15 protein-coding genes are annotated in these 18,848 nt (G+C 64.6%); 6 read left to right on the plus strand and 9 right to left on the minus strand.

What is annotated here, in order from left to right; genetic code table 11:
• Positions 1-638: IS5 family transposase (locus KQ307_RS03695; RefSeq protein ID WP_259726983.1), on the minus strand; the 638-nt coding region annotated here is incomplete at its 3' end.
• A 158-nt stretch (positions 639-796) separates the two neighbouring features.
• On the opposite strand from KQ307_RS03695, the gene mnmG reads away from it, so the two are divergent.
• From mnmG to KQ307_RS03710, 3 genes are read left to right on the plus strand one after another with little or no spacing between them, the layout of a single operon-like run.
• Positions 797-2,767: a tRNA uridine-5-carboxymethylaminomethyl(34) synthesis enzyme MnmG gene (gene mnmG, locus KQ307_RS03700; protein WP_259726984.1), complete on the plus strand. Its 1,971-nt coding sequence runs from the start codon at positions 797-799 to the stop codon at positions 2,765-2,767.
• Positions 2,768-2,781: 14 nt separating this feature from the next.
• Positions 2,782-3,669: a hypothetical protein gene (locus KQ307_RS03705; RefSeq protein WP_259726985.1), complete on the plus strand. Its 888-nt coding sequence runs from the start codon at positions 2,782-2,784 to the stop codon at positions 3,667-3,669.
• Between the two features lies 1 nt (position 3,670).
• Positions 3,671-4,297, plus strand: coding sequence for a chorismate lyase (locus KQ307_RS03710; RefSeq protein WP_259701832.1), 627 nt, complete (start codon positions 3,671-3,673; stop codon positions 4,295-4,297).
• Between the two features lie 12 nt (positions 4,298-4,309).
• Here KQ307_RS03710 and KQ307_RS03715 read toward each other — a convergent pair whose 3' ends face one another.
• The 3 genes from KQ307_RS03715 to KQ307_RS03725 all read right to left on the minus strand — a co-directional run bounded on the left by KQ307_RS03715 (position 4,310) and on the right by KQ307_RS03725 (position 6,223).
• Positions 4,310-4,831, minus strand: a complete 522-nt coding sequence (locus KQ307_RS03715) for a DUF1269 domain-containing protein (protein WP_259701901.1) — start codon at positions 4,829-4,831, stop codon at positions 4,310-4,312.
• A 62-nt stretch (positions 4,832-4,893) separates the two neighbouring features.
• Positions 4,894-5,487, minus strand: a complete 594-nt coding sequence (locus tag KQ307_RS03720) for a hypothetical protein (protein WP_259726986.1) — start codon at positions 5,485-5,487, stop codon at positions 4,894-4,896.
• A gap of 178 nt (positions 5,488-5,665) precedes the next feature.
• Positions 5,666-6,223, minus strand: a complete 558-nt coding sequence (locus KQ307_RS03725; protein ID WP_259726987.1) for a SprT family zinc-dependent metalloprotease — start codon at positions 6,221-6,223, stop codon at positions 5,666-5,668.
• 85 nt (positions 6,224-6,308) lie between these two features.
• On the opposite strand from KQ307_RS03725, the gene KQ307_RS03730 reads away from it, so the two are divergent.
• The 3 genes from KQ307_RS03730 to KQ307_RS03740 are packed head-to-tail and all read left to right on the plus strand — an operon-like array spanning position 6,309 to position 9,141.
• A complete protein-coding gene (locus KQ307_RS03730; protein WP_259701829.1) occupies positions 6,309-6,731 on the plus strand; it encodes a hypothetical protein in 423 nt (140 codons plus the stop codon).
• Between the two features lie 26 nt (positions 6,732-6,757).
• Complete coding sequence (gene ligA, locus KQ307_RS03735) at positions 6,758-8,971, plus strand: NAD-dependent DNA ligase LigA (protein ID WP_259726988.1); 2,214 nt, start codon at positions 6,758-6,760, stop codon at positions 8,969-8,971.
• Positions 8,968-9,141 (plus strand): hypothetical protein, encoded by a 174-nt coding sequence (locus KQ307_RS03740; protein ID WP_259701827.1) that lies wholly within the window; start codon positions 8,968-8,970, stop codon positions 9,139-9,141. Before ligA ends, KQ307_RS03740 begins: the two co-directional genes overlap by 4 nt.
• On the opposite strand, the gene KQ307_RS03745 is transcribed toward KQ307_RS03740, so the two are convergent.
• From KQ307_RS03745 to KQ307_RS03765, 5 genes are all read right to left on the minus strand, one after another.
• Entirely contained in the window at positions 9,132-9,758 is a 627-nt protein-coding gene (locus tag KQ307_RS03745) for a TVP38/TMEM64 family protein (RefSeq protein WP_259726989.1), read from the minus strand. The genes KQ307_RS03740 and KQ307_RS03745 overlap by 10 nt on opposite strands.
• Positions 9,759-9,959: 201 nt before the next feature.
• A complete protein-coding gene (locus KQ307_RS03750) occupies positions 9,960-13,562 on the minus strand; it encodes a hypothetical protein (protein ID WP_259726990.1) in 3,603 nt (1,200 codons plus the stop codon).
• A gap of 1,000 nt (positions 13,563-14,562) precedes the next feature.
• A complete protein-coding gene (locus KQ307_RS03755; protein WP_259726991.1) occupies positions 14,563-16,482 on the minus strand; it encodes an adenylate/guanylate cyclase domain-containing protein in 1,920 nt (639 codons plus the stop codon).
• Positions 16,483-16,511: 29 nt separating this feature from the next.
• Entirely contained in the window at positions 16,512-18,227 is a 1,716-nt protein-coding gene (locus KQ307_RS03760) for a ShlB/FhaC/HecB family hemolysin secretion/activation protein (RefSeq protein ID WP_259726992.1), read from the minus strand.
• On the minus strand, positions 18,224-18,835 hold the full coding sequence (locus tag KQ307_RS03765; RefSeq protein ID WP_259726993.1) for a hypothetical protein: 612 nt from the start codon (positions 18,833-18,835) through the stop codon (positions 18,224-18,226). The genes KQ307_RS03760 and KQ307_RS03765 overlap by 4 nt, the downstream gene beginning before the upstream one ends.
• Between the last annotated feature and the right edge of the window lie 13 nt (positions 18,836-18,848).

Genomic DNA, 18,848 nt, shown 5'->3' on the forward strand with positions numbered 1-18,848 from the left:
CGAATGAAGCCGTGAGTGGCATCAATGCAAATGCTGTTCTTGTATCCGTAATGGCTGATGCCATTCTTCTTGACCCAGCGGGCGTCAGTGTCCTTCTGGCGCAGTCGGTTTGGCTTGTTCAGCCACTTCTCTGGGATGGATCCATTCTTAATGGTCTTGTTCTCCTCCCTTGAGTTTCGCTGTTTGGGAACAGGTACCAGTGTCGCATCGATGATCTGCCCTCCACGGGCCTCCAGTCCCTCGGACCGCAGGTGCTCCTCGAACCGGTCAAAGAGCTCATCGATAACGCCCGCCTTGCGGAGACGCTCGCGGAAGAAGGCAATCGTGGTGGCATCAGGAATGGTGTTCATCACTCCCAGTCCGACAAATTCCTCGAATGAGCGTCTGTCATTGACCTGGAATTCCAGCTCTTCATCGCTGAGGTTGAACAGCTGCTGAAGCACCAGCATCTTGAAGAGGATGAGCGGATCAATCCGTTTCCTGCCAGCATTGCTCTTCCGTTCATGGCTGTAACCCTGCTCCAGCAGGGGCCTGAAGGCTTCCCAAGGAATCGTCTCGGATAGGGTCGCTAACGTAGGCTTCTTCTGCTGAAGCCTGTGGATGCGCTTCTCCTCATCCCAGAATCCACGCTGTCCCATTCAGCTGTATTGAACTGAACCAATTCTATTGCTTATTTCAAAGTCTGTCAGGGAGCGACGTAGATTTTTCGAGGTGCCCTTCAGCCATCGGGCCCATTCACCGGGCGTTTGCTCCAGACCTTGCCCCATCTCCGCCTGGTCCACCATAAATTCAAGTGATGGCCTTCAGCGCAGACCCCACCGAATCCTTCGAGCTGATCGTGGTCGGCGGCGGCCACGCGGGTTGTGAGGCGGCGCTCACCGCCGCGAGGCTGGGAATCAACACCGCCCTGTTTTCGCTCAACATCGATCGGATCGCCTGGCAGCCCTGCAATCCGGCCGTGGGCGGACCGGCCAAGAGCCAGCTGGTGCACGAGGTGGATGCCCTCGGCGGGGTAATCGGCCGGCTCGCCGATGCCACCGCCCTGCAGAAACGGGTGCTCAACGCCAGCCGCGGACCTGCGGTGTGGGCCCTGCGCGCCCAGACGGACAAACGCCAGTACGCCCGCCAGATGCTGCAGCTGCTGCAGCACACCCCCGATCTCTCCCTGCGCGAAGCGATGGTGGTCGACCTGGAAGTGGAGGGCGATCCCGCAGCTGGGGACGGCCGGGTGATCGGCGTTCGCACCTATTTCGGCAGCACCTACGCCGCCGCTGCCGTGATCCTCACCACCGGCACCTTCCTGGGAGGGCGCATCTGGGTGGGGAACCAGTCGATGCCGGCGGGCCGGGCCGGGGAGCAGCCCTCCGAGGGGCTCACCGAGGCGCTGCAGATGCTGGGCTTCACGACAGGCCGTCTCAAGACCGGCACCCCCGCCCGGGTGGACCGGCGCAGCGTGGCACTGGACCAGCTGGAGGAACAACCCAGCGACGCAGCCGATCAGTTCTTCTCCTTCGATCCCGCCGCCTGGGTGAGCGGCGAACCGATGAGCTGCCACCTCACCCGCACCACGGCGGCCACCCACCAGCTGATCCGCGACAACCTCCACCTCACGCCGGTCCATGGCGGTTTCATCGACAGCAAGGGCCCGCGTTACTGCCCCTCGATCGAAGACAAGATCGTGCGCTTCGCCGACAAGGACAGCCACCAGATCTTCCTGGAGCCCGAGGGCCGCGACACCCCTGAGCTCTACGTCCAGGGGTTCTCCACGGGCCTGCCGGAGCGGCTGCAGCTGGAGCTGCTGCGCACCCTGCCGGGGCTGGAGCGCTGCGTGATGCTCCGGCCCGCCTACGCCGTTGACTACGACTACCTCCCGGCCACCCAGCTCAAGCCCTCCCTGGAAACCAGGCGACTGGCTGGCCTGTTCACAGCCGGCCAGCTCAACGGCACCACCGGCTACGAGGAGGCCGCCGCCCAGGGGCTGGTGGCCGGCCTCAATGCCGCCCGCCGGATCCGCGGCCAGGAAGCCGTGCATTTCCCCCGCGAGGGCAGCTACATCGGCACCCTGGTCGACGATCTGGTCACCAAGGACCTCAAGGAGCCCTACCGGGTGCTGACCAGCCGCAGCGAATACCGGCTCGTGCTGCGGGGCGACAACGCCGACCGGCGCCTGACACCGCTGGGCCGCGAGCTGGGGCTGATCGACGCGCGCCGCTGGCAGATCTTCGAACGCAAGCAGGCGGCGATCACGGCCGAGCAACAGCGGCTGGCCACGGTACGTCTGAAGGCGAGCGACCCGGTGGCGCCGGCGGTGGAGGCTCAGACCGGCGCGGCGATCAGGGGCTCGATCACCCTGGCCGACCTGCTGCGGCGCTCCGGCTTCCACAGCGCCGACCTGGTGCACCATGGCCTGGCCGATCCCGCCCTGCCCCGTGAGGTGCGCGAAGCCGCCGAGATCGATCTGAAGTACAGCGGCTATCTGGCCCGTCAGCAGCAGCAGATCGACCAGACCGGCAAGCAACAGAATCGCCCCATTCCCCCCGACACCGACTTCCACGCCATCACCACCCTCTCCAAGGAAGCCCGCGAAAAGCTCAGTGCCGTGCAGCCCTGCAACCTGGGCCAGGCCTCCAGGATCCCGGGGGTGAGCCCTGCGGATGTCACGGCCCTGCTGCTCTGGCTCGAGCTCAACCGGCGCCGCTCCCTGGCCGCGACCGGCCCCTCGTCAAGCACCGGGACTGTCGTTACGGTGGGCGCGCCCGACGTTTGAGCCCAGCGGCCTCGATGGCAACTTCCCGCGGCATCACCAGTTCCCGCGCCTACTGGGAACTCAAGACCGATCAGGTGATGGACCGGGTGTTCGCTGCGTCGACGCCGGCGATCCGGGCCGCGGCCGCGCCGCTCGGGTCGGTGGACTCCGCGCCGATCGATGTGGTGGTGCGGGACGAACCGCCCTGGCGGCCCCAGCCCGCCGGGGTCGCCGCCACCAGCCCGGAGCCGAAGCGCGGCCAGCCTCCCCTGGTGCTGGCCTTGCTGGCGTTGCTCTCCCTGCTGGGCATCGGCACCACCCTGCTGCTCTGGCAGCAGTGGAGCATCAGCAACCAGGCCCTGGTTCAGGAACGCAACCTTCAACTCCTGGAGCGGCTGCGCTCACTCGGGGCCGCTCCCCCCGACAGCGGATCTGCGATCGCCCCACCCGCCGCCATCGCGGCCCTGGGTGGGGCGGAAGGCCTGCCCGTTGATCCCAGCTTGCCGCCGCCACCGCCGCAGGAACCCTGGCTGCAGGAGCTGGGTTCGCTCGAAGGTGGCGGCCAGGCGATCCAGGCCCGACCGCTGCGGGTGCCCCTGCGCGGAACGCTGCAACGTCCGGTGCCCGCGGCCCCCGTGCTGGGCAACGCCCGGCCGATCGGCGTCGGGGAATCCGTCAGCCCCGCTTTCGGCGCCGGTGCCGGCGCGGTGGCGATCGGCTCGGCGCCAGAGCTGGTCGGGGTGGTCCAGGCCAATGGCAGGGGTGGATCCGCCATCTTCAGCCTCGAGGGCAATGCCACCAGCACCGCGGTTGGCGAACCGATCGGCTCGACCGGTTGGCGGCTGCACTCCACCTCCGGTGATTCCGTGGTGATCGAACGCAATGGCCAGCAGCAGCGGGTCAGCATCGGCGGCTCCCCCTGAGATGACGGAATCGGCCTGCTCCGGCCCCGATCAAGGGCTGCGCAGACCGCTGGCGGGCCCTGCGTTCGCCTCACCCGAGCCGATCTGGGAGAAACCCTTCGGGGCGCTGGCCGAGGCCAGCACCAGCCAGCTTCTCAGCGGCCCCTGGCGACTGCTGCTGCTGGGTGATGGCAGCCCCACCCGCCACCTGGAGCTGCTCACAGGGGCGCCTGTGGAAGTGGAGCTGATCACGATGGCAGCCGATCAGGCCGCCGATAACCGGGTGCCGGTCGAGGTGGCTGAGCTGAACATCCCCCTGCTGCGACGTCAGGTGTGGCTGCGTTGCGATGGGGTGGCCCTGGCCTGGGCGGAGAGCTGGTGGAACCAGATCGAAGCGGATCAGAGTCTTCGCGACCGTCAACTGCCGATCTGGCGCAGCCTCAGCGCCGATCGGGCTGAGTTGTTCCGGGAAGTGGATGGGCTTGCCCAGGTGTCGGCGGCCTGGCTGGAGCAAGGCTTCGAGCGGCAGGGTCCGTTCTGGAGCCGTCACTACCGCTTCTTCCGGGGCGGCAAGCCGCTCACCGTGATCCGGGAGGTGTTCTCGCCGGCCCTGGAGCACTGGCTTGGCCCCAGCCAGTGCTCCGGGTGATCGCGGCCCAGTTCAGCCGAGCCGCAGGGCTTCGGCCTGCTTACGGCTCTGCTCGAGCAGCTCCCGCAGGCGGTCTTCGTCGGTGTGGCTGAGGCTGGTGCGCAGCAGCTTCGCCTGGGGGGCGTAGCTGCGCAGGCGCTCGATCACCCGGTCGGGGGTGGCATCGCGCACCAGCAGGCAGAGGGCCGCGCTGCCCTTCGGCAGGGTTTCCCCCACTTCGCGCAGGAAGTTGTCGTTGATGCCCAGGTCGCTGAGGGCTCCGGAGGCGGCACCGACGCCGGCACCGACTGCCGCGCCGAGCAGGGGATTGAGAAACAGCAGGCCCACCAACGACCCCCAGAAGCCTCCACCGAGAGCTCCGGCGGCCGTGAGGTTGACGGCCTGTCGCAACTGCACCTGGCCGTTGTCGTCGTGCTCGACCACCACCGCATCCTCCAGGGAGATCAGATGCTCCTGCTGGATGTTCACCAGTTCCCGCCGCACCGAATCGGCCTCCTCTGCCTTGGGAAAGCCCACCACGATCAGGTTGCTCATGCCAGCTCGGTCCATGGGTCGGATGTCCTGTTCAACCTAGAGGCCCCGGGGCCGCTGGAGGGTTAAGGACGGCTCCGGCTTGAGCGGGGCAGGGGCCTCTGGGGGGGGGGAGCGGGCTGCACCGGGTTTGCGGGTTCAGGCCGCTGCCAGCGCGGCAGGTCGTAGCTCTCGCGGGATGGCCACTCCCCCTGCTCCGCGGCCGGCGGCAGCAGGGGGGCGGCGCGGCGGGAGATGGCCTCAAGGGCTCGCCGTGGCGGCTGGGCCGCGCCGCCAGGGGGCTCGGGGCGATTCTGGGGAACCTGGGCAGGGCGGCCAGGAGCTCGGAACGAGGGGGAAGCCGGTGGGGTGGAAGACAGGGACCGAGGGGCAGCCTCCCGCTCGGGGATCCGCTCCTGCCAGGGTTCGGGCCAGTCGTCCTCCTCTTCCATGAACCAGTCGAGGCGATCTTCCACCCAGCGGCCGAGCCCCTGGAAGCCGCCGCTGGACGCAGAGCTGCCCAAAGGGGGGCCGCTGCTGGAGCGCCCCTGGGAGCGGGAGCCGGGGCGAGCCCCGGAAACCCCATCAACGAGCTGCCGGCCCGCCGTCATCCACTGATCGAGGGTGCCTCCGGCTGAGCGGCGTCTGCCTCGGCGTGGAGGATCACCGGAACCGTTCATGGCCTTGCCTGACCTGCGCGCAAACTGGTGTTGAACCAACGTTAACGGCTGGGCCCCGGCCGGACGCGTTGCCGCAGCCAGCGCTCCCGGGCCAGTCCGACCAGCGTGATCGAGACGCCGCCAGCCTGGAGCACCCAGAGGAAAAGATCCATGCCTGCGGCCTGCAGCAGCGGGAACCTTAGGTGGCAGTGGTTCCTGGGGCCGAGGCTTCGAAGCGAAGCAGGCAGGCGGCATTCCAGCGGCCACCGTGGAAGCGGTCGCAGCAGAGGCGGCAGGCCACCCCCCGCACCCGCCGGCGATAGGGGGCGGTGACGCCGCAGCAGGGGCAGCGGGCCAGCCAGCGCGCTGTGGTGAGCGGCAGCGGGAAACGGTGGCGGAGGCTCACCTGGAACTGGCTCTGCTCCGCGTTGATCCGCGCCATCCGGGCGCGGAAGTGGGGACCGTGCACTTCCCGCACCCCCAGCACCCGGTCGATCCAGGCGTGGATCATCTCGTGGCAGAGGGTGCCGAGCATCGCCTCGCGTGGCAGGGGCTCCAGCAACGGCCGGGAGAGCACGATCTCGCAGAGGTCCGTGCCATCCGGGCGGCGGCCACTGCGGTAGAGGCCAGCGGTGCGACTCATGCGGCCATCACTCCAGCGCAGCTCCACCAGGCTGCGACCGGTGGGGGCCAGGGAACCCTCGAAATGCTCCCGGTCGAGGCGATGAAACAGGGGAAGCAGGGGCTCAAGGGGCATGCCGCTTCGGCTTCGTGCCTGGACGTTCACCAGTCTGGTGGGATCGTCGGTCAGACTCTGAACCCTGAAAGCGCCTTCGCACACAATGGATTGGGGTCTGGCCCAGACGATCGGCACCAAACTGCTGCTGGGTGCCGCCGGCGCCCTCCTGCTCTACTGGACCTACACGGCCGTGAAGCTGGTGCTCAGCGCCCGCGGCATTAACCCCCTGCTCAAGCAGTTCTTCACCCAGGTGGCTTCAGGGCAGATCGACGGCGCCTACCTGCTCACCACCAAGAACTATCGCTCCCATGTGAACCGGCAGCAGTTCATCCGCTTCCTGGCAGGGCTGCAGCTGAACAAGTTTCGCAACCTCAAATCCGGGCGGCCCCGCCTTCAGGACGGTCAGGTCATCCTGACGGTGAAGCTGAAATCGGAAGCCAAGGACGAACTGCCGCTTGATTTCACCTTCGTGAAGGTGGATGAGGCCTGGCGGGTGGACCGGATCAGCAAGCTGGCTGCGGCCTGAAGGCCGCCACGTCCTCCCCGACGCCCGTGACCGCCTTCTCACTCAGCGACGACGAGCGGCCCGCGGCGACCCCCGTCCAGCACACCCGGGCCATCGAGTTGCGTCGGCTGCTGGCCCGCGCCGCCCACGCCTACTACGTGCTCGACGCTCCTGAGCTGGAGGACGCCGTCTACGACCGGCTGTACCGGGAGCTGGAGGAGCTGGAACGCCGGCATCCCGAACTGGTGACCGCCGACAGCCCCACCCAGCGGGTCGGTGGGGCGCCGGCGCAAGGATTCTCCAGCGTGGAGCACCGAATTCCACTGTTCAGCCTGAAGAACGGCTTCGTTCAGGCCAAATCAAAAGATTCTTCGGAGGGGAAGGTTTGGGATTGGGTGGAACTCGAGGCCTGGTACACCCGCCTGCTCAGGGAACTCGATCGTCTTCCCACTGCAGGTGAGCCCAGGCCTGACCTGACGATGGTCAGCGAGCTCAAGATCGACGGCAACGCCCTCGCCCTCAGCTACGAGCACGGCCTGCTGGTGCGGGCCGCCACCCGCGGCGACGGGGAGCGCGGCGAGGAGATCACCGCCAACGTGCGCACGATCCAGGCGGTGCCGCTGCGGCTGCAGCTGGAGGATCCACCGCCCTGGGTGGAGGTGCGCGGTGAGGCCCTGATCCGCGACGACACCTTCGCCGAGATCAACGCCGAGCGGCTGGGGCGTAATGAGGCCCCCTTCGCCAACCCACGGAATGCCTGCGCCGGCACCCTGCGCCAGCTCGATTCCCAGGTGGTGGCCTCCCGTCGGCTGGATTTCTTCGCTTACACCCTGCACCTGCCAGACGACTGGCGGCCGGCGCGGCCCAGCAGCCAATGGGACTCGCTTCAGTGGCTGGCGGCGGCGGGCTTCCGGGTGAACCCCAACGCTGAGCGCTGCGCCGATCTGGCAGCGGTGGAAACCTTCTTCTCAGCCTGGGAAACCAGGCGGAGCGAGCTGGCCTACGCCACCGACGGGGTGGTGGTGAAGCTCGACGACCTGCGGCTCCAGGACAGTGCCGGCTTCACAGAAACTCACCCGCGCTGGGCGATCGCCCTCAAGTACCCCGCCGAGGAAGCCCCCAGCCGGCTGCTGCGCCTGGCGGCTCAGGTGGGTCGCACCGGCACCGTGACCCCGGTCGCCGAATTCGAACCGGTCCAGCTGGCCGGCACCAGCGTCAGCCGTGCCACTCTCCACAACGCCGACCGGCTGGCCGAGCTCAACCTGCACGCCGGTGACACCATCGTGGTGCGCAAAGCCGGTGAGATCATCCCGGAGGTGGTTCGGGTGCTCAGCGAGCTGCGGCCAGCCGGCGCCAGGCCCCTGGAGCTGCCCAGCCATTGCCCCGAATGCAGCTCGGAGCTGGTGCGGGAGGAGGGGGAGGCGGCGACCCGCTGCGTCAACAGCAGCTGCCCGGCCATCCTGCGCGGCGCCCTGCGCCACTGGGTGAGCAAGGCAGCCCTCGACGTGGATGGCCTGGGTGGCAAACTTGTTGAACAACTGGTGGACCGGGGCCTGGTGGCCTCGATCGCCGATCTCTATCGCCTCGATCGAGCCCTGCTCGCCAGCCTGGAGCGGATGGGGGAGAAGTCTGCCGAGAACCTGGTGGCGGCCCTGGCCGCCTCGAAGGCCCAGCCCTGGCACCGGCAGCTCTATGGCCTCGGCATCCACCATGTCGGGGCTGTGAACGCCAAGGCACTGGCGCGGGTCTTCCCCTCAGTGGCGGCGCTCGGCACCGCCGCCGCCGAGCACCCCGAGGCGATCACGGCAGTGTTCGGCATCGGCGCCGAGATCGCCGAGTCCCTGCGCCAATGGTTCGGAACTCCGGCCAACCGGGCGCTTGTGGCCGAACTGGCGGGCCTGGGCCTCCCGCTCGCGGCCAGCCAGAGCGACCATCCGGCCGGCGGCGGGCAGGCTCCAGGTGGCGGCCCCCTGGCCGGCCTGAGTTTCGTGCTCACCGGAACCCTGCCGAGCCTGAGCCGCAGTGCCGCCCAGGCCCTGATCGAGGCGGCCGGGGGCAAGGTGAGCGGTTCGGTCAGCCGCAAAACCAGCTATGTGGTGGCGGGCGAGGAGGCCGGCAGCAAGCTCGGCAAAGCCGAGGCGCTCGGTGTGGCCGTGCTTGATGAGGCGGGACTGCGGGACTTGCTTGAAGCGCTGGCTAGCGTTGAATCCGGGCAGGTTCCAACGCCCGGCATCGTCCTTCCCAGCCAGCCGCCGCCATGAACCGCGATCCCGCCGGCGTGCCGGCTGCGCACCGATGGATCAAAACCGACTGCGGTCGGGCCAAGCACGCCGAGCTGGCGGCTCGCCGGGGCCCGCTGGCCCGGCTGCGCCTGGCCTGGTTCGTGCTGGTGGCGGCGATCCGGGATTGGCGGCTGCCGGCTCAGCCCTGATCACGCCCCCCCGTGCCCGTCTCCAGGGCCCGGCGAGCCGCCCGCCCCGCCAGCCAGATCGAGCCCAAGGTGGCGCCGATTCCCAGCAGCCGAAGGGACCAGGTGGTGGCATCGGCCTCACCGGAGAGCACGGCGCCGAAACGGGCCACATCCCCGGCCAGGGCGCCGAGGCCGCAGAACAGGATCGTGCCCGGCAGGATCGCCACCAGGCCGACCACGTAATCACGGAAGCTCACCTCGCTGAGGCCATAGGCCAGGTTGAGCAGGCTGAACGGGAAGGCCGGCGAGAGGCGGGTGAGCAGCACCAGCATCAACCCCTCGCGGCTGACGGCCTGCTCGATCGCCAGCAGCTTGGGCGTGGCCGCCAGCCGCCGCCGCGCCCAGTCGCGCAGCCAGCTGCGGCCCAGCAGGAACACCACGATCGCCCCGCTGCTCGCCCCCGCGAACACCACGGCGCTGCCGAGCCAGGTGCCGTAGAGGGCGCCAGCCAGCATGGAGGCCCAGACGCCCGGCAGCAGCAGGGTTACCCAGAGCGCATACAGCGGAATGAAAGCGACGGCCCCGGCCGGGGAGCGCAGGGCCGGCAGGAGCTGGTCGAGCAGGGCGGCGGGCTCCACGCACGGGGGTCGGCAGGCCACTCAGGTTGACACCCGGAAGCGCCTTCGCCTTGATACTGCTGCTGGGATGTTGAGGGAGCCCTGCCTGCCTTGTCCCCACTTCCGAGAGAACAGGAGGGCAGATGATTGTTCAGAAAGCCTTGCACATGGCTCAAGCCAGCCCATGAACCACCTGCCGCCAAGAGGTAATCCGTCTTCTTCCTAACTCTGATCGCGATTCGCATAGACAGGCAAGTGAAGGACAGACACTTCATCCCGCTCAGGACGATCCAACTTGGCAGCAGAGACAGGCGCGGCTGTTGTCATGACTTTCGTGCGGCTCTGGGATTTCCAGAACTCGTATTTCAGCAGTGGAAGGCTGGCAACGGTCTGGGCCATTGACCAGAAGAAGATGTAACTCGCCAGCAACCTTCGGAACGAGCCGAATCGTGATTCACGTAAAGACTCCATGATCTTGTCCCCCTGGCGGTCAGTTCCGAACTCCTCACAAGCCTTGTGAACCGGACTGGGCAGAACAATGCCCTCGGCAAATCCTTTTGTGCCAATCGAAGGATTTGAACCAACCAACAAGATTTCCGGCCCTGTCTTCAGATGTTGAATCCCATGGGCCTGCCGGCCGGCCATCAGGGCTGCCGTTTCTTCGCTGCGCTGCTGCTCACTGCAGCGACCATCAGGGATGCCCAGGAAGAGGAGCGTGCCTCTCACGATCCGATGGGCATAGGAGTGAACCAGATCGTCCTGAGGGTTGGCTGCCTGGACCTCCAATGACGTCACTCCATAACTTAACGAGAACAGTTTGCTGACAAAGTTGCTGAGAATCTGATGGACCCAGGGGGTTTCTCCAATGACCAAGGTTCGTTTCCCGGCTCTGGCGAGCAATTGCCGTCCCTGCGCCAAGCGAAGCCCAATTGTCCAGATCCAGGGTCCAAAGATGTAAATCCCTAGATCAGCCATCGCCAATGCTCCTGAGAGCACCTGAATCAGGAGCCAATCAGAATTCAGACCGAAGGCGTCGATCAGCGCATTCCACACGGTCTGCATCAGCGGGATCGTGTGCCCAAAAGGAATGGCCCAACCAACTGTGATCGCAACATAGAGAGCCTGAATGGCCCAGGCTATTGGGTGTTCAAGGACATGAAATCCCCAATGTCTCCCCCCTGCGACGATTTGTCTGTAAAGTCGCGTTGGTTTTCTCTCTCGTTTGCAGTCAGCTCCAATGATGTTGACTACAGACTGCAGGAATAGATGATCTTCCATGCCTTCTAGCACCAACAGACTCGTGGAGCTCAGGGTCATGCCAAGCGGGTGCTGATCAGGAAAGGCCAACTGGATCTGTCGACAGAGACAGAAGAGCAGCTCAGTCAGCGTGTGGTGGAGCGCAGCAACAGAGGCTGTCGCTGGTTCGGCCGTACGGCGTCCACCACCACTGTTGAACAATCGCCTCGAGAATGGTTCACCCGCACAGGCTGACTGCATCATTGACGAGCCGACAAAACTCGTTGGCTCGCCGGTGAGCACAAACACCTCACGGATCACATCTTCCCGGACAAGCAGATCACAGGCCTCCATGACCTGCCTTGTGCAGAAGGTTTGACCTGACTGGCTGATTGCCAGCACGACCGTTTGCCTGGCTAGACCCAGTCCATCAAAATCATACTGAAGGCTCTGAAGGACCTGGTTGGAGGAAAGTGTCTTGATCGTCAACAACGGGAAAACAGAGGCCAGGTCCTTGGCAAACTGGGCGCCAACCCACAGACTGTTCTCCACACCAGTCACAAGAATGTCCACATGACTGGACTTGGCCAGCGACGGATCCAGGCCAACCTTTTTCAGCAGGGCCTGCTTATCCTGGAGATGATGGGCCTTGGCGATCAGAATGTTGATGAAGTAGTCTGCACTTTGGCGATTCAAAGACGATGGATTGATCCAGTCATCCTTGATGGCATGCAACATCCAGGGAATGTCGCGCAAGTCAGCTGCTACGGGATCCCTTCTTGCTTCTGTGGATGGATGGTTGGGCTGCAAGTGGGGATGCTTTTTATAAAGAATCTTTCTGTCCAGAAGTTCATCGGCTGAAAGATTACGCATGTCTGATAGGGAGTAAACCCTTAGACATGTGGATGTCAGGACTGCGACTTCGCCTGAATTCTGATTCAAATCAATCCTGAACGCTTGCGGCCTCAACGCCAACGCTGCATCAATCGAAGCGGGTTCTGAAGCATAGAAAGACACCCGGTCTTCAGAATCAAAGCCAGTTGATAGTGGTTGTCCAAGACAACCCAGAACGACTTGATCAGGTGTAAGGGTGGAAAGGGTAATGAGGCCGAAGCTCCCTCTGGCCTGAGTTAGAAACAAACGGCTGGCTTGCTCCGGATCATTGTGAAGAAATGCATGTACCGTCTCGTCTATCAAGTTCCACAGGCGATCCGCCCCGTTCATGCTCAAGTGAGAATCGCGGCTTAGGTTGTCATGGATGCGGCGTTGCAGCTGCTGCCGCCTGAGCTTGTCATCGCTCCATCCCCGCTCTGAATAGGTTTGGGCAAAGTCTACAAAGCATGTTTCGAAGATGGATGCCCAGTGCTCAAGAGTCGAGCGGGAGGGTGCCGTTTGAGGCGCGGTCCTTGCTGGAGTTCTTCCGCCAAATGCAGTTGAAACGTCTTGCGCAATCGCCATTTGATAGCCCAGCCTAACAGCTGAACACCAGTTTCCCTTGCAGATCAGGAGGTCCAGTATGCCTGCGATCTTAGGGGAATCTCCCAATGTTTTGTTGGCAACGTGGAGGACTCTCTCCAGCCACAATCCAAGGGTTTCGTAGTCAACAACCCTGTTGAAGAGCTTGAAACCCTCGAAGTCTCCGTTGTGAGTGATCCGATGGTTGATGTTTTTTTCGGTCACCGACCAGAGGCCATCGTGTTGCTCCCAAATTCGATCGACTCGGGCCGGGCACCATTCGTGCCAATGGGTTTCAAGAACAGATGGCGGTCCACTGGTCCCGAAGCGATAGTGCCAAGCTGCCGTAATGCAGGAGTTCAAGGGCCTGTAGCCCGCTCGAACTGCCTGACGCCGCTTTCGCGCAAAGGCCGATTCAAGGTGGAGGGTCAGATTTTGCCGTTTGGTGTTGACCAACTTCTCCCCGACAAACCGGATGTATCCCGCTCTGTCACAGGCAAGAACGAGGCCCCCTCCAGCCTGCTCTCCACGAACTTCCGTTTCGTGGCCCATGGTTCGGAACCGCTCAATCCCCTGTTGTGACAGCAACTCGTTGGCTGAGATATTGTCTCGCTCGGCAATGAAGCCAAAATTGCCGCAGTAGAACCAATCAGCGTGCCCTGTGAGCAAGGCAGCCCAATCAGTTCTTGAGCAAGCCAGCAGCATCCCGTTGCTCGCCAGCACGCTCCACACCATGCTGCTGCTAAGCCAGAATGGAAGGAGGCCGGTGTGTTGCGCCAGGTTGAACTCTGGCGATTGGATCGCGGCAAGTGCCGCGGCAACAGCCACGCCGTTCAACACCAAGCCACCAGTCGCCTTGATGCGAAGTTTCCAGGCCGCTGGGTCTCCAACGTGGACCCACGGCAAGGCATGTCCCCAAGTCCATGGGCCACCGATCCATTGAAACGGCATCAATGAGCGGGCCAGCATTAGGAGATTCTGATGTTCGGCAATGTTGTCAATGTTCAGAGCCTTGCCGTTTCTGTCCACCGCGGCAATCAGCAACGTATGTCCCAAGCCGTGCAGCAGAACCGCAGCGTTCCAACCCGTACGAATCACGACGGACAGGATCAAGATCACTCCGATGGATGCCATGACCTCACGGTCGGAACCAACATCCAATCTCCCCAACCCGAGGAGCACGGAGACAACTTCTGGCCAACAATGTGTCCCTACAACGTAACGACGGGATCTGGAAGTGAATAGGAGTGTGGTCATTGCCCGGATCTTCCTTCTCGACGTTTCCATCGTGAAAGCGTCCTTGGGGATTCAGAGTGATCTCAGCCCTGAAACCTGGTGATCCCGATCACCTCCATTTTCCAGCCAACCGCGGGTCGACAACTCCCCGCTGGCTTCCTTCCCATCCGCAGATTGAGTCGGAAGGACTGTTCGCTCAGGGGTCTTTGAAGGAGTGAAGCGCCCCATCCTGTGAGTCGGATCACAACAGTCCTTGTGCTTGGTCACTGTCTCAGTGCAGGATCGATCACCAGACTGGGTTGCACCCGATGAGGGACCGGTCCATGGCATCTCCACTAACTTCTTCCCCCAGGGTCGGAAGGCTCACGATCCGGGCAGCTTTGGCCGCCATCCTGCCGGTCTTGTCTCTTGTCGCGCCGAAGGCCACAGCAGGAGACAACAGCCGCAAGTTTCCCGTCTATCGGGAGGCAGGTGGCAGCCGGGATCTGTGCCTTTCCCGGAAGGTAGCCCACCTGGTGCCTTTAGACAGCCGGTTCGCTCCGGGCAAGGCCCGCAGAATCGCTCTCCTGGAAGGACAAAGTCCCGATCCTCGGCCCCTGATGGTGCGCCTGGAATCGCTTGGACTGTGGACGCTGCCGCCGAGGCCCGCCGGGGTGCGGCTGCTGACGATTCCGTCCATCGATCGCGAGGTGCTCTGGGAAAGCTTTCCCCGTTGCCAGGATGCGGACCAACCTGAAGGGCTGTCCGGCGCTCCGCCAGCCCGTTCGTTGCTGAAGCCGCTCCCAGGCGCTGATGATCAGGAGGCCGTGCTGGAGATCCAACTGCTCAGCCGAACCTGCGGGGGGACCATTGCCACCGCCGGATTGCTGGCCGTGTTCTCCTATGAGCACCTGATGGGTCAACTTCCAGCACGTCTCCCGGTGTCCTGCGAGGGGTTGTCAGGAGCCTCGGGGCTTGCCCCATCGATCAGTTCCCAGGCTTCCAGCCCTTCCGAGCGCCCACCAAGCGGCACCATCCCCCGGGGTTTCCAGGCACCCTGAACCCGATCAACGACCAACCGATGGGTGGTGGATGACACCATCACCTGGCAATGGTGGGTGATGGTTGTTTTGGCGAAGGATTCGATTCGGGAGGCGCAGTTGACCACATCACCGATCAGGCCGAACTCCCATCGTTCCGGGCTCCCGACCGACCCGGCAATGACCCAACCGCTGTGCAAGCCGACCCGCAGTTGCAGCAAAGGTTGGCCTTCCAGCTTCAGGAATCCATTCAATTGCCGGAGCTGTTCACGCATGGCGGAGGCCGAGTTGACGGCGGCGGTCGCGTCTTCGGCGACTCCCTGGCTGAGGGGGGCCCCAAACACGGCCATCAGCCCATCGCCGGTGAACTTGTTGACGAGCCCACCATGCTTGTGAACCGATGACACCATCACGCCCATGCTCCGGTTCAGCCAAATGAGCAAAGCATCTGGATCGAGGCGTTCGGCCAGGCTGCTGAATTGAGCGATGTCCGCGAACAGCACTGTGACGCACACTTGGCGACCGGGGAATCGCCCGCCCTCCAGCAGCCCCTGCCGCTTGTCGAGAAGTTCGTGGGCCATGGCAGCCGAGGTGGTTTGGCCCAGCAGGCGCTCCAGTTCGAGGCCCTGCCTTTGCTCTTCCATGCCACGGCGGGTCCAGGCGGCGGCGGAGCAAGCCGCCAGGGCAGCCAGGGGCAGCGCGCCGTCAAACCAGGCCCCTTGGCCCAGCGCCACCGCGCCGGCAAGGGCAGCCAGGAGAGCCACGGCGCCGACGGCCGCCAGGCTGCGGCGCAGGCTTCCGATCCCTTCTCCGAGGCCGATCCCAAGCCCCAGGCCTGCCAACACCAGAAGGCCATTCGCCCAGCCCGGTGCCGCCATCAGGCCGAAGGATTGGCTGTTCTCCTGGGCCAGCAGGGCCGCGGTGCGATGGGCGTGTATTTCCACCCCCGGCATCTTGCTAAGGCCCCGCGCAGCGCCGAATCGGCTGAAGGGGACACGGAAACTGTCTCGGAGCGAGGGCGCCAGATTGCCGATCAGCACGATCTTCCCCCTCAGCTCGGCGGTGGGCACCCCTCCACTGAGCAACCGGCTCAGGCTCCAGGTCGGGAAACTTCCAGCCCGGTGAAAGGCCAACATTCTTTGCACTCCGGCATTGTCGAGGTCGGTGTAGCCACCGCCGGATTGCTCCAGGCCTGAAAGGTTCGAATCGCCGCGCTCAATCCGCTGCCGCAACAGGGTTTTGCCAGTGGCAACCTCAAGCAGACGCATCGGCAAGCTCACCCCTTCTGGGCCCAGTCCGCGCACATGGAGCAGATCACGGCGCACGACACCATCCGGGTCAATCGTCAGATCGATGTATGCACGTCGGTCTGGCGGGGTTCCCGGAATCGCACCGATCCGGTCCACCGCGCTATACACCGACACCAGGCGGCCGTGGCGGGCTGCCAAGGCGCGCAGGCGTTCTTGATGAATGCCGACACCAAGATCCCGATAGAGATCAAGACCGATGGCGCCGACGCCGGCCCGATCCAGACGCTCGATCGCCTCTGCCAACAAACCATCATCCAGGGGCCAGCCCAGTTTCCTCAGATCCGCTTCCCCGATCCCGATGATGGCGATCGGCGTTTCCCGACCAGAGGGGGCGGCTCGCCACTGGGTGACCAGGTCGTAGAGAAGGAGATTCAGGCTCTCGCTGAGGTGACTCTGACGGAGCGACACCAGCAGCACCAGGGCCGCGGCATAGGGAATCAGGTGCCGCAGGCGCTTCCAGGCAGGGCGCCCCGGAATTGACCGATCCATCCACTTGGGGGCCATGACGTCGGGCGGAACTAGAAGCGATAGCTCAGCTTGGTGTAGATCCCACTTCCGAGCAGCCAATCTCCCAAGAAGGGTCGCTGTTCGGTGCCGAACTGGTTGGTCCAGCCCAACTCGACGAGCCAGCCCGATCGATTCAGCCAGCGCAGCAGGAGCCCCCCGGCCCCGGCGCTGTCCGTGAGGGTTCCATCGGGTGTTTCGGTGCGGATTGCGCCCGCGCCGATGAACGGCACCAGCTGAAGCAGGCTCTGGCCCTGGCTCCAGATGCTCCAACTGAGTTCGGCCCTTCCGAGCAGGCCACTGTCACCGCTGATCACCTGGCCAGGAAGGCCCCGCAGCCCGTTATCGCTGCCAAGGGCAAAGCCCATCGGGCCGGTGAGCGGTTGGAAAGCAAGCTGGCCCGCGGCGCCGAGTTGGAGCTGCCAGCGGGGGGCAAGGGCCCAGGCCGCGTTGAGCTGGCCGCCGATGCTGCGGGCTTCTCCAGGTTGGATCCCGAACGAGGCCAGGGAGTTCAGCTGGGCCGTGGTGCTGAGGCCGGAAATCCCCTGGAGCCCGTAGACACCGCCGCTCCAGGCGAAACCGGGACCGCTGCCCTCGGCGTTGATGCCCGCTCTCAGAAAGCCGGTGCGAAGCCAGCCTTCGCTCCCCCCGCCGGCGATGGCGGGGAAGCTGGCTCCGGCCAGGTAGGCGTCGCTGCGGCTGACGCTGAGGCCGGCGAAGGCGGACCAGCGACTGGAAAGGGTTTCCCAAAGGGTGACCTCCAGTTGCCCCAGCAGTTGCAACTGGCGAAAGGAGAGCTGATCGAACGGCGGGCTGGCTTCGACAAGATTGCGGCGACTGAAGCCGAAGGCGGTGGTGAAGGCGAGGCGATCGCCCAGAGGCAGGCTGTAGCTGATCGAGCCGATGGTGTAGCCCAGGCTGGGATTGGAATCGGTGTCGAGCTCACCGAACACCAGCAGGGTGTCACCGCCCAGGGCGAGATTGTTCTTCAGCAGGGTGGCCAGGCCCCGGAATTGGCCGCTGCCGCCATTGCCGTCGTTGCGGAGGGCGACTTCTCCCTGCAGTTGCTCTGCAGCGGCTTCGGCGTTGACCTCCAGCACGGCCCGGGTGGAGTCGCCACCGAGCCGGTTGAGCTTGGCGTCCAGTTGGCCAACACCGGAGAGTTGTTGAAGCCGTTGGATCGTGAGCTCGAGGCTGGGCAGGTGCAGAACCGTGCCCTGCAGCGGCAGCAACACCCTCTGCAGCCTTCGGGTCAGGCGTGGGCTGGTGCTGGTGATAGTGATTTCGACGATCCGCCCCTCGACCACTTCCAACACCCCTGGGAAGGGCGTGGCCAGTGGATACACCCTGCTGTTGACGTAGCCATCCAGCACCAGCCGGGTGGTGAGGGCGGCGGCACAGGCGCTCAGCCTCTGGGCGGGATCGGCGATGGCGGCACAGGGAGCCAGGATCCTCCTGAGTTCATCGGTGCTGTAGCGGTCCAGCCCTTCGACCCGCGGCAGAACCTGCGGACCTGGTTCAGCGGGTTGGCTCCCATGGGGGGGCTCCGGCTGCGGCTCCCTTGGCAGGCTGGGCACCACCTCCTCGCTTGGCAGCTGAAGCTGCGGGATTGGCTGCAGTTGCTGGCCCGGTGCCAAAGGCGGCTGAACGATGCCGGAACCTGGCAAGCGCACCGGCCCCGGTTGAAGGGGCGGGGCGACGAGTTGGGCAAGCAGCTGCAGGGCGATCAACGCTTGATGGTGGCGGTTGGTTCCTGTGCAGGAACCGGTTCAGGCGATGGCTGCTCGGCCTTGGAATTCTCAGAGGGCCCAGTTTCTGCTACCAGCACGAATGAGGTGTCCAGGACGTTCAAGGACGGATCAGCGGGTTCAATGGCCAGCGGCCTGCCGCGGCGATCGGTGAATTCGGCGATGACGGTTCCAGGATTGCCCTCACTTCCGTAGGCCTGGGTGTCGTTGCTGAAGCTCGCCAGAAGCCCGCGGGTGGGGAAGTAAACCAAAGGGATGTGGGAACCTTGGCTAGGGAGCTGAAGGCCCTCCTCGCTATTTTGAGGCAACCGGGCAATGAAGATCGTCTGGCTGCCTGCTTCCAATTGCTTGCCGTTGAACATCATCCGCTGATCATCCGGGTCGAAGACCAGTAGAGAATCCGCAGGTGAGAATCCCACCAGCCTGGCGACGCCGGGCACGGGTTCAAGTGGGGCCACGCGACCTGGCCAGCGCGACCAAAACAGGAGGGCAAGAATCAGAAGAGCCGCAAGCAGCCCAAGGGATAGGGCCAGCAATTTGGGCCTGAAACTGTTGAGCGGCTCGACAGATGGTTCGATGGTGTTGTTCATGGCTTGAAGGGGA

Origin of the sequence: Synechococcus sp. CS-1326 (assembly GCF_025128115.1) — a bacterium.
Taxonomy (GTDB): Bacteria; Cyanobacteriota; Cyanobacteriia; order PCC-6307; family Cyanobiaceae; genus Regnicoccus.

What these genes read in the sequence shown, in the direction of transcription:
- KQ307_RS03755 (WP_259726991.1), bottom strand. Translation starts at nt 16,482, where the DNA reads ATGGATCGGTCAATTCCGGGGCGCCCTGCCTGGAAGCGCCTGCGGCAC.
- KQ307_RS03765 (WP_259726993.1), bottom strand. Translation starts at nt 18,835, where the DNA reads ATGAACAACACCATCGAACCATCTGTCGAGCCGCTCAACAGTTTCAGG.
- KQ307_RS03710 (WP_259701832.1), top strand. Translation starts at nt 3,671, where the DNA reads ATGACGGAATCGGCCTGCTCCGGCCCCGATCAAGGGCTGCGCAGACCG.
- KQ307_RS03740 (WP_259701827.1), top strand. Translation starts at nt 8,968, where the DNA reads ATGAACCGCGATCCCGCCGGCGTGCCGGCTGCGCACCGATGGATCAAA.
- mnmG (WP_259726984.1), top strand. Translation starts at nt 797, where the DNA reads ATGGCCTTCAGCGCAGACCCCACCGAATCCTTCGAGCTGATCGTGGTC.
- KQ307_RS03730 (WP_259701829.1), top strand. Translation starts at nt 6,309, where the DNA reads ATGGATTGGGGTCTGGCCCAGACGATCGGCACCAAACTGCTGCTGGGT.
- KQ307_RS03725 (WP_259726987.1), bottom strand. Translation starts at nt 6,223, where the DNA reads ATGCCCCTTGAGCCCCTGCTTCCCCTGTTTCATCGCCTCGACCGGGAG.
- KQ307_RS03715 (WP_259701901.1), bottom strand. Translation starts at nt 4,831, where the DNA reads ATGAGCAACCTGATCGTGGTGGGCTTTCCCAAGGCAGAGGAGGCCGAT.
- KQ307_RS03705 (WP_259726985.1), top strand. Translation starts at nt 2,782, where the DNA reads ATGGCAACTTCCCGCGGCATCACCAGTTCCCGCGCCTACTGGGAACTC.
- KQ307_RS03720 (WP_259726986.1), bottom strand. Translation starts at nt 5,487, where the DNA reads ATGAACGGTTCCGGTGATCCTCCACGCCGAGGCAGACGCCGCTCAGCC.
- KQ307_RS03750 (WP_259726990.1), bottom strand. Translation starts at nt 13,562, where the DNA reads ATGGCATCCATCGGAGTGATCTTGATCCTGTCCGTCGTGATTCGTACG.